A 9,979-nucleotide genomic window follows, 5' to 3' on the forward strand; every position below is an offset into this window, starting at 1 on the left:
TTGGCCGCGTGCCACGGTCGCGCGGTATGCTGCGCGGCGGCGAAAACCATTCGAGGTGACCATGGCGGGTGCGAAACGGGGATGTCTGGCCGTGCTGACGGTGCTGCTGCTGGCGGCCGTGCTGCTGGCAGGCGCAGGGGCGTGGTTCTGGCACAGCCAGCGCGGTTTCGCCGATGCGCCGTTGACCCCCGACCAGCCCAGCGTGGTGATCGCCTCCGGTGATGGCCTGAATACGGTGCTCGGCAAGCTGCGCGCGGCCGGCGTGGACGAAGGCAGCGACACCCAGTGGCAATTGCTGGCCCGCCAGCTCGATGCCGCCGGCAAGCTCAAGGTGGGCGAGTACGCGCTCGATGCGAGCCTGACCCCGCGCGAGCTGCTGCTGCGCATGCGCCAGGGCCGCGTGCTGCAGCACCGGGTGACCATCGTGGAGGGCTGGAACATCCGCCAGCTGCGCGCCGCACTCAAGCGGGCCGACCCGCTGGTGCACACCACCGACCACCTGGACGATGCCGCGCTGATGAAGGCGATCGGCGCGCCCGCCGAGCACCCCGAAGGCCGCTTCCTGCCGGAAACCTACGTCTACCAGCGCGGCGACACCGACGTGGACGTGCTCAAGCGCGCGCACGCGGCGTTGGAGAAGGAGCTGACCGCGGCCTGGAACGACCGTGCCGACGACCTGCCGCTGAATTCGCCTTACGAACTGCTGACCCTGGCCTCGATCATCGAGAAGGAAACCGCGCTGCCGAGCGAGCGCCCGCAGATCGCCGGCGTGTTCACCCGCCGGCTGAAGATCGGCATGCGCCTGCAGACCGACCCGACCGTGATCTACGGCATCGGCAGCAGCTACGACGGCAACATCCGCAAGCGCGACCTGACCACCGACACGCCCTACAACACCTATACCCGCGCCGGCCTCACCCCGACCCCGATCGCCATGCCCGGGCGCGACGCGCTGCAGGCGGCCGCGCAGCCGGCACCCGGCGATGCCCTGTATTTCGTGGCGGTGGGCGATGGCAGCGGCGCGCACGCGTTCTCGGCCAGTTACAGCGACCACAACGCCGCGGTGGCGCGTTACCTGCAGCAACTGCGCCAGAAGCGCAGCCAGGCGGCGCCACAGTGACCGCCGGCCTGCTGCGACACCCGCGCTTTGTCAGCCTGGAAGGCGGCGAGGGCGCCGGCAAGACCACCGCGCTCACCGCCCTGCGCGAGGCATTGCACGCCCGCGGCCACGACGTGCTGCTGACCCGTGAGCCTGGCGGTACGCCGCTGGCCGAGCGGATCCGCGCGCTGGTACTCACCCCGGATGCGGAGATCGCCGCCGAGCCGCTCTCGGCCGAGGCCGAACTGCTGCTGGTGTTCGCCGCGCGCGCCCAGCACGTGCGCCAGGTGATCGCCCCGGCCCTGCGCCGTGGCAGCTATGTGATCAGCGACCGCTTCACCGATTCCAGCTACGCCTACCAGGGCGGCGGGCGCAGCCTCGACCCGGCCTGGATCGCCGACCTGGAGCGGCGCGCGGTGGGCCTGCTGCCCGGCCTGACCCTGCTGCTGGACGTGGACGTGGCGGTGGGCCGGGCCCGCGCCAATGGCCGCGACCTGTGGCCGGACCGCATCGAGCGCGAGCAGGACGATTTCTTCCAGCGGGTGCGCGAGGTGTTCCGCACGCGTGCCAGCGCCGACCCGCAGCGCTTCCGCCTGATCGATGCCAGCCAGGACCAGGCCGGGGTGGCGGCCTCGGTGGTGGCGGCGGTGGATGCCTGGCTGGCCCAGGAGGCCTGCGATGAGTGAGACCTTTTCCCCGTGGCAGCAGCGCGCCTATGACCAGACCGTGGCCGCGCTGGATGCCGGCCGCCTGGGCCACGGCCTGCTGATCTGCGGGCCGGCCGGGCTGGGCAAGCGCGCGGTGGCGCTGCGCATGGCCCAGCACATCCTGTGCGCCGGCGAACCGGCGGCGGCGCGGCGCAGTGCGCAGCTGATCGCGGCCGGCACCCATCCGGACCTGCAGCTGGTGTCGTTCATCGCCAACAAGTCCGGCGACAAGCTGCGTACCGAGATCGTGATCGAGCAGGTCCGCGAGATCTCCCAGAAGCTGGCGCTGACCCCGCAGTACGGCATCGCCCAGGTGGTGATCGTCGACCCGGCCGATGCCATCAACCGCGCCGCCTGCAATGCGTTGCTGAAGACGCTGGAGGAGCCGCAGCCGGGCCGTTACCTGTGGCTGATCAGCAGCGACCCGGCGCGCCTGCCGGCGACCGTGCGCAGCCGCTGCCAGCGGCTGGAGTTCAAGCTGCCGCCGCGCGAGGAAGCCCTGGCCTGGCTGCAGGCGCAAGGCCATGCCGAGGCCGGCGCGCGCGAGGCGCTGGAGGCCGCCCGCGGCCATCCGGGGCTGGCCGATGCGTGGCTGCGCGATGACGGCCTGGCACTGCGTAAACAGGTGGCCACCGACCTGGAAGCGCTGGTGGCCGGGCGCGCCGGTGCGGTGGAGCTGGCCCAGCGCTGGGCCGGTGATGACAACACCGCGCTGCGGTTGCGCCACGCCGCCGACCTGGCGCTGGCCCAGGCCACCGGTGGCGGCTTGACCGATCCGGATCGATTGAACAAGCTGGCGGCGTGGTTCGACGCGGCCAACCGTACCCGCGATCTGCTGCGCACCACGGTGCGCGCCGACCTGGCGGTGGTGGAATTGTTGTTGGCCTGGAACAAGGTCAACGAGCGGCAAGCAAAGGGGAATAGAGCATGAGTGCCACCAACGCCCGCCAGGGCATCCTGTCGCTGGCGGTCAAGGACAAGGCCGCGCTGTACAGCGCGTACATGCCCTTCGTGAAGAACGGCGGGGTCTTCGTGCCCACGCCCAAGCGTTACTTCCTGGGCGATGAGGTGTTCCTGCTGCTGACCCTGCCCGATTCCAGCGAGCGCCTGCCGGTGGCCGGCAAGGTGATCTGGGTGACCCCGGCCGGGGCCCAGGGCAACCGCGCGGCGGGCATCGGCGTGCAGCTGGCCGAAGGCACCGAGGGCGAGAACGTGCGCAACCGGATCGAGACGCTGCTGGCCGGCATCCTGGGCGCGGACAAGCCCACGCACACGATGTGAAGAAATTTTCGGAAAACCGTTGACGTCGAAATTTGCCGCCCTATAATGAGCGGCTCAGCAGCATCGGGCGGTTAGCTCAGCGGTAGAGCATTGCCTTCACACGGCAAGGGTCGCAGGTTCGAACCCTGCACCGCCCACCACGCTGAAACATGAAAAAGCCGGCCCTTGGGTCGGCTTTTTTGTTGGCTGCGTTTCAGCGGGCTACGTCCTCTCCGCTCGCTGCAAGCCATTCCAACCCAGCGCCGATCCCCTCCCGCGCCCCCTTGTTGAGCGATCGGCATGGGCCTACCATCGAGCCCGACGGGCCGATCGCGCCCTTGGCTGACAGGATGTCGGGACTGCATGAAATGGCGTGAACCGTGGGGCGTATCGCTCCGGCAACAAGGCCGCTTCAATCCACTGTCCGCACCGGTGCGGAAGACATTCCTGACACTGCTTGTCCCGTTCACGGCGCTATGGCTGATGGGCAGTTGGAGGAGCGCGTCCGGCTTTCAGGAGGCCCTGATGGCCTCGATGTCCTGGATTTGGATCTTGCCGGTGCTCGCGGCGGCAATTGCCGTGTTTGTTTGCCTGATGACCTGGCTGTGTCCGCGAGAGTTCGATGTCGGGCCAAACGGCATCTTGTTGACCAAGGTCGAACGGGGGCTGCTGGTTCCCTGGTCGGCGGTGGCCAGCCATCGCTTCATGACAGTGGATGGCGATGCGGCGCTGGAGATAACCACGATCAGCGGCGAGGCGCTCAGGTTGTTCCTGTCATCCACGGTGAGCCGCGCCGCGATCGAGCGTGAGATCGCGCAGCACATGCGCATGGCAACCGCGTAGATATCGAGGCAAGCAGTGTGGCGGTGGTGCAGGCGATGCGATACCGCTTTTGTGGAGTGCCGCTGTGCCCGGCCGTCTACGTCGTCCAGCTTGCGCGACGGTAACCCGGACCGGCTATGATCCGACCACGGTAGGGAAGCGTCGGGAACGGATATGGATGTGCGTCTCACGCGCGAGCAGGTGCTTGCGTTGGCGCCGGATGCGTCGTCGAGCAAGGCGGCCGGTGGACTGGCAACGGATGGCAAATGGGGCCTGCTCGGGTCCGATGACGAAGCGGTGTGGGGCGAGTGCCAGGGCAGCGGCGCCAAGCCCTACCAGGCGCAGGTGGACCTGGCCGCGCTGGTCAGCCGGTGCTCGTGTCCCAGTCGCAAGTTTCCCTGCAAGCATGGGCTGGCACTGCTGCTGTTGTATGCGCAGGGCAACCCGCGTTTTGCCCCGCTGCCGCAGGCCCGCCCGGCCTGGGTGGAAGAATGGCTGCGCGGTCGCCGCGAGCGTGCCGCGCGCCAGGCGCCGGCCGGCGAGGGGGCGGCAGCGACGCCCGCGGTTGCACCGGAGGTGGCGGCGGCCGCCGTGGCCAAGCGCGAGGCCACGCGCTGGGGCCGGATCACACAGGGTTGCGCCGAGCTGGAGCGCTGGATCGCTGACCAGTTCCGGCATGGCCTGGCCAATCTCGGCGCCGATCATCGCGACGAAGCACGGCGGATGGCCGCGCGCATGGTCGATGCCCAGGCACCGGCGTTGGCTGGGCTGCTGCAGGGCGCGATGGAGGCCGAGGCGCGCGGCATCGCCGGGCTGCCCGACATGGGCGAGCGGCTGGGCCTGGTGCAGTTGCTCAACCATGCGGTACAGCGCCGCGCATCGCTCTCACCGACGCGTGTGGCCGACCTGCGCGCCGCGCTCGGCTGGCCGCTGGACAAGGACGAGGTGATCGCCGGCGGGCAGACGCTGACCGATCGTTGGCAGGTGCTGGGCCAGTGCATCACCGAGCTGCCCGGGCGTCTGAGCGAGCGCCGGGTGTGGCTGCACGGGCTGGAGAGTGGTCAGCCGGCCCTGCTGCAGGAATTCGCCCATGGTGGACGCGGCTGGGAACGCATCTGGCCGGGCAACCAGGTGCTCGCCGCGACCCTGCATTTCTTCCCCGGCAGCGTGCCTTTGCGCGCGCTGGCGCCGAGTGCGACGCCGCTGGCCGATGTGCGCGCTGCCGCACCGACCGATGGCCTGCACGCGATCGACCAGGCGTCGATCCCGTTCGCGGTCAATCCCTGGTTGCCGCAGGTGCCGTTGCGGTTGGCAAAGGCGCGCGTGCACGTGGCCGATGGTGCCTGGCAGGTGCACACCGATGCCGGCGCGCTGCCGCTGCACGTGGATGCGGACAATGGCTGGTCGCTGATGGCCTTCGGCGGCGGCCACGCGCTGTGCGTGATGGGCGAATGGGATGGCCGTGCGTTGTTGCCGTTGTCGGCCTGGAACGATCATGGTCACTACTGGGAAAGGAGCGCGGCATGACCGAGGCCTGGCTCACCCCTGCATTGCTGGGGATCGACCGCCCGCAGCCGATTGCCGCCGACGGTGCGCTGGGCGCGTTGTTGCTGCAGATCGGCGCAGGCGAGGACGCCGCACTGGCCTACAGCCGCAGCGTCGGCGCGATGGCCGCGTGCGGGCTGGCGGCGGTCCGCACCGGCCCGCCGGCCCCGGCACGGGCGCCGGCCGGGGAAGACCCGCACGTGCTGCCCGATGCGCATACCTGGACACCGTTGCTGGCCAGCGTGTTCGCGCGGGGCGTGGCCGTGCAAGGGCATGACGTGCGGCTGCGCCACGAGGCCTGCCTGCAGCTTGCCGCGCAGCACCGCCGCCTTCCGCACGCGGTGTTGCCGTTGGCGCTGGATGCGGGCGCCCGCAGCCAGGCGTTGCGCGCGCCACTGCTGGCGGTGCTGGGCGCTCGCGGGCGCTGGCTGGCCACGTGCAATCCAGCGTGGGATTTCGGCCTGGCAGGCGAGCCTGCCGCGATCGCGTCCGCCCCGACGGCCGCGTTGCAGTGGGACGGTGCCCGTCATGAGGAACGCGTGGCGTGGTTCCTCCACGCCCGTCAGTCGGCGCCGGCGGAGGCGCGCGAGCGGCTGCTGGCCAGCCTGAAGACACTGTCGGCGCGCGAGCGCGTGGATTTTGTCGAGGCGATGGCCGTGCACCTCGATGCCGCCGATGAACCCGTGCTGGCCGGCCTGCTCAAGGATCGCAGCCGCGAGGTACGCCATCTGGTGGGCCCGTTGTTGGCGCAGTGCCCGGGTGCCGCCCACGGCCAGCGCGTGCTCGGGTGGATGCAGGCCATGCTTACCCGGCGCACGGCGCTGCTGCGCCGCACGCGCTGGGAATGCGAGCCGCCGCAGGTGGCCGACCCCGCGTGGGCCGAGGCCGGCATCGACGCCAAGCGCCCGCCGCATGACCGGCTGGGCGAGCGCGCCTGGTGGCTGTACCAGGTGGTGCGACAGGTGCCGCTGCCGTGGTGGCCGGCGCATACCGGCATGACCCCGGCCGAACTGCTGGCCTGGGCACGCGGCACCGACTGGGAAGCCGCCTTGCAGCGCGGTTGGCTGGAGCGCATGGACGCGCGCCACCCCGACTGGGTGCGGGCGGCGCTGGACGACTACAGCCTGCACGCGCACGCGCCACGGCTGCTGGCGATGCTGCCCGTGGAGCAGCGCGAGTCTTACTGGCCCGGCGAGGTCGATGAACTGGCACGCACCGGTCTGCTGTCGGACGTGCTGGCGGCCTGCGCGCCCGGGGAAACCCTGACCGCCGCCTACTCGCAGCGCCTGGTGCCGGGCATGTGCGCCTGTTTTGCCGGCGAGCGGCTGCGCAACGACTACAACCTGCGCCTGCACCTGCTGGCACTGGCCACGCTGCTGCATCCCGACGCGCTGGCGGCGGTGGCATTGCCGGCCCAGCCTGATGACGCCACCGAGAGCATGCGCGACTGCGCGCACGACCTGCAGCGCATCGTGCAGGCCCGGCACGCCTTCCATTCTCCCCTTTGACCTTCACTGGAACCCCGATGAGCACTGCCGTCCTGCGCCAACACGCTGAACACCAATACGCGGAAGAACTGGACCAGCTGCGCCGCCTCGACACGCGGCAGCGCCCCGCCAACTGGCAACTGTCGCCATGGGCCGTGGTGACCTACCTGGTGGGGGGCACCCTGGACAACGGCTTCGTGGTCAGCCCGAAGTACATCGGCGACCGACGCCTGATGGAGATCGCCGTGGCCACCATCGCCACCGACCGCGCGCTGTTGTTGTTCGGCGTGCCGGGCACGGCCAAGTCCTGGGTCTCCGAGCACATGACGGCCGCCATCAGCGGTGACTCCACGCTGCTGGTGCAGGGCACCGCCGGCACCAGCGAAGAGCAGATCCGCTATGGCTGGAACTACGCGCAGCTGCTGGCCAACGGCCCCAGCGAGGCGGCACTGGTGCCGAGCCCGCTGATGAACGCGATGCGCCTGGGCAAGATCGCCCGCATCGAAGAACTTACCCGCATCCCGGCCGACGTGCAGGATGCGCTGATCACCGTGTTGTCGGAGAAGACGCTGCCGGTGCCCGAGCTGGGGTCGGAAGTGCAGGCCACGCGCGGGTTCAGCGTGATCGCCACGGCCAACAACCGCGACAAGGGCGTGAACGAGCTGTCCAGTGCACTCAAGCGCCGCTTCAATACGGTGATCCTGCCGGTGCCCTCCAGCGAGCAGGACGAAATCGCGATCGTGACCAAGCGCGTGGGCGAGATGGGCGTCGCCCTCGACCTGCCCGCCGAGCCGCCGGCATTGCAGGAAGTGGCCCGCGTGGTGCGGATCTTCCGCGAGCTGCGCAACGGCGTCACCGAAGACGGCAAGGCCAAGCTGAAGTCGCCGACGGCAACGTTGTCCACCGCCGAGGTGATTTCGGTGATCAACAACGGCATGGCCCTGGCCGGCCACTTCGGCGACGGCGTGCTGCGCCCGGCCGACATGGCCGCCGGCATGATCGGGGCGATCGTCAAGGATCCGGTGCAGGACCAGGTGGTGTGGAACGAATACCTGGAAACGGTGGTGAAGGAACGCAGTGAGTGGAAGGATCTGTACCGCGCCTTCCGTGACCACGCCTAAGCAACGCCGATGAGCCAGAGTGTCTCCCTGTTTGGCATCCGCCACCACGGCCCGGGCTGCGCACGCAGCCTGTTGGCGGCCCTGCACGCGCTGCAGCCGGACTGCGTGCTGATCGAAGGCCCGGCCGGCGCCGAGGCACTGCTGACGCACCTCGCCGATGCGGCGATGGTGCCGCCGGTGGCGCTGCTGTCCTACAGCGCGGACGACCCGCAGCTGGCCGTGTTCCATCCGTATGCGGTGTTCTCGCCGGAATGGCAGGCCATGCAATGGGCACGCCAGGCCGGCGTGCCGGTGCAGTTCATCGATGTGCCGGCGGCGATGTCGCTGGAGTGGCAGCACCAGGCCCGCAGTGCGGGCGCGCAGGCGCAGGACGAGGCTGACCAGGACGACGACGCGGCACTGACCGTGCCCGTCGACACCGATCCCAGCGTGGATGCGGCGGCGCTGGGCGAGGATGCGCCGGCCGCATCGCCGCAGGAGGGCGACACCGGGGCCAGCTTGCCGGTACCGGCCGATCCACTCGACTGGCTGGCACGCGCCGCCGGCTACGGGGATGGGGAGGCATGGTGGAACCACATGGTGGAGGAACGGGGCGACGGCCAGGACCTGTTTGCCGCCATTGCCGAGGCCATGGCCGAAGTACGCACGCACGCACCGCCCCGGCCGAGCCCGCGCGCGGCGCAGGAGGCGGTGCGTGAAGCGCACATGCGTGCCGGCGTGCGTGCCGCGCGCAGGCAGTACCAGCGCATTGCGGTGGTGTGCGGCGCCTGGCACGTGCCTGCGCTGGACGAGGCAGCGCTGGCGGCCCACAGCGCCACCGCCGACAACCGCCTGCTCAAGGGCATGCCCAAGCGCCGCATCCAGTCCACCTGGGTGCCGTGGACCTACCGGCATCTCAGCGCGGGCAGTGGCTATGGCGCGGGCGTGGACGCACCGGGCTGGTACGACCACCTGTGGCGCAATGCCGGTGCGCGTGGCCAACGGGCAATCGGCTGGTATGCGCGGGTGGCGGGCCTGTTGCGCGAGAGCGGGCTGGACTGCTCTTCGGCACACCTGATCGAGGCAGCGCGCCTGGCCGATGCGCTGGCGGCGATGCGCGAGCGCCCCGCGCCCGGCCTGGAGGAGATCAACGACGCCACCCGCAGCGTGATCTGCAATGGCGACGACCTGCCCATGCAGCTGATCGCCGAGCGGCTGCTGCTGGGCGACGCGCTGGGCAGCGTGCCGCCGGCCGTGCCGGTGGTGCCGCTGCAGCGCGACCTGGAGGCGCAGCAGAAGCGCCTGCGGCTGAAGCCGGACGCGCTGGCCAGGTCGCTGGACCTGGACCTGCGCGGGGAGACCGACCTGCAACGCAGCCAGCTGCTGCACCGGCTGGCGCTGCTGGGCATCGACTGGGGCGAGCTGTCGCGTGCCGGGCACTCGGCGCGCGGCACCTTCCACGAAGTGTGGACGCTGGCCTGGCAGCCCCGCTTCCAGCTGGACCTGATCGACGCCAGCCGGCTCGGCCAGACCCTGGCCGCGGCGGCCAGCCAGCGCGCGCTGGACCAGGCCCGCCAGGCCACCCAGCTGCCGGCGTTGGCGGCGCTGGTGGATCAGGTATTGCTGGCAAACCTGCCCGAGGCCGTCAGTGCGATCGCTGCCGAGCTTGAAGCGCGCGCGGCCACCGACGCCGACCCGCTGGCGTTGCTGGCTGCGCTGCCGGCGCTGGCCAACGTGTACCGCTACGGCAACGTGCGCCGCACCGATGGCGAGCAGGTGGCGCACCTGTTCGACGGCATGCGGCAGCGTGCCTGCATCGGCCTGTCGCTTGCGGTGGGCGACCTGGATGAAGAACGCGCCGAGTACGCGCGGCACACGGTGCTGGGCGCGGACCGCGCGATCGCACTGCGCGAGGACGAGGCGGGGCAGCAGGCCTGGCGACGCAGCCTGGTTGCGGTC

At 70.5% G+C, this 9,979-nt stretch carries 9 protein-coding genes and 1 tRNA gene; all 10 read left to right on the plus strand.

The window, feature by feature from the left end:
* Positions 1-61 precede the first annotated feature (61 nt).
* Entirely contained in the window at positions 62-1,120 is a 1,059-nt protein-coding gene (gene mltG, locus RSA25_RS06790; protein WP_332808144.1) for an endolytic transglycosylase MltG, read from the plus strand.
* Complete coding sequence (gene tmk, locus RSA25_RS06795; RefSeq protein ID WP_332808145.1) at positions 1,117-1,785, plus strand: dTMP kinase; 669 nt, start codon at positions 1,117-1,119, stop codon at positions 1,783-1,785. Before mltG ends, tmk begins: the two co-directional genes overlap by 4 nt.
* Positions 1,778-2,737: a DNA polymerase III subunit delta' gene (locus RSA25_RS06800; RefSeq protein WP_332808146.1), complete on the plus strand. Its 960-nt coding sequence runs from the start codon at positions 1,778-1,780 to the stop codon at positions 2,735-2,737. Before tmk ends, RSA25_RS06800 begins: the two co-directional genes overlap by 8 nt.
* Positions 2,734-3,087, plus strand: coding sequence for a PilZ domain-containing protein (locus RSA25_RS06805; protein ID WP_332808147.1), 354 nt, complete (start codon positions 2,734-2,736; stop codon positions 3,085-3,087). Before RSA25_RS06800 ends, RSA25_RS06805 begins: the two co-directional genes overlap by 4 nt.
* A 65-nt stretch (positions 3,088-3,152) precedes the next feature.
* Positions 3,153-3,227, plus strand: a tRNA-Val gene (locus RSA25_RS06810).
* 202 nt (positions 3,228-3,429) lie between these two features.
* A complete protein-coding gene (locus tag RSA25_RS06815) occupies positions 3,430-3,909 on the plus strand; it encodes a hypothetical protein (RefSeq protein WP_332808148.1) in 480 nt (159 codons plus the stop codon).
* A gap of 153 nt (positions 3,910-4,062) precedes the next feature.
* Positions 4,063-5,415, plus strand: a complete 1,353-nt coding sequence (locus tag RSA25_RS06820; protein ID WP_332808149.1) for an SWIM zinc finger family protein — start codon at positions 4,063-4,065, stop codon at positions 5,413-5,415.
* Positions 5,412-6,941, plus strand: coding sequence for a DUF5691 domain-containing protein (locus RSA25_RS06825; protein WP_332808150.1), 1,530 nt, complete (start codon positions 5,412-5,414; stop codon positions 6,939-6,941). The genes RSA25_RS06820 and RSA25_RS06825 overlap by 4 nt, the downstream gene beginning before the upstream one ends.
* Positions 6,942-6,958: 17 nt before the next feature.
* Positions 6,959-8,041 carry an AAA family ATPase gene (locus RSA25_RS06830; protein ID WP_332808151.1) on the plus strand — a complete coding sequence of 361 codons (1,083 nt, stop codon included), beginning with the start codon at positions 6,959-6,961 and terminating at the stop codon, positions 8,039-8,041.
* A gap of 9 nt (positions 8,042-8,050) precedes the next feature.
* Positions 8,051-9,979 (plus strand): DUF5682 family protein (locus tag RSA25_RS06835; protein ID WP_332808152.1); only part of this gene is annotated, 1,929 nt, incomplete at its 3' end.

Source organism: Stenotrophomonas sp., from assembly GCF_036662295.1.
Lineage (GTDB): Bacteria > Pseudomonadota > Gammaproteobacteria > Xanthomonadales > Xanthomonadaceae > Stenotrophomonas.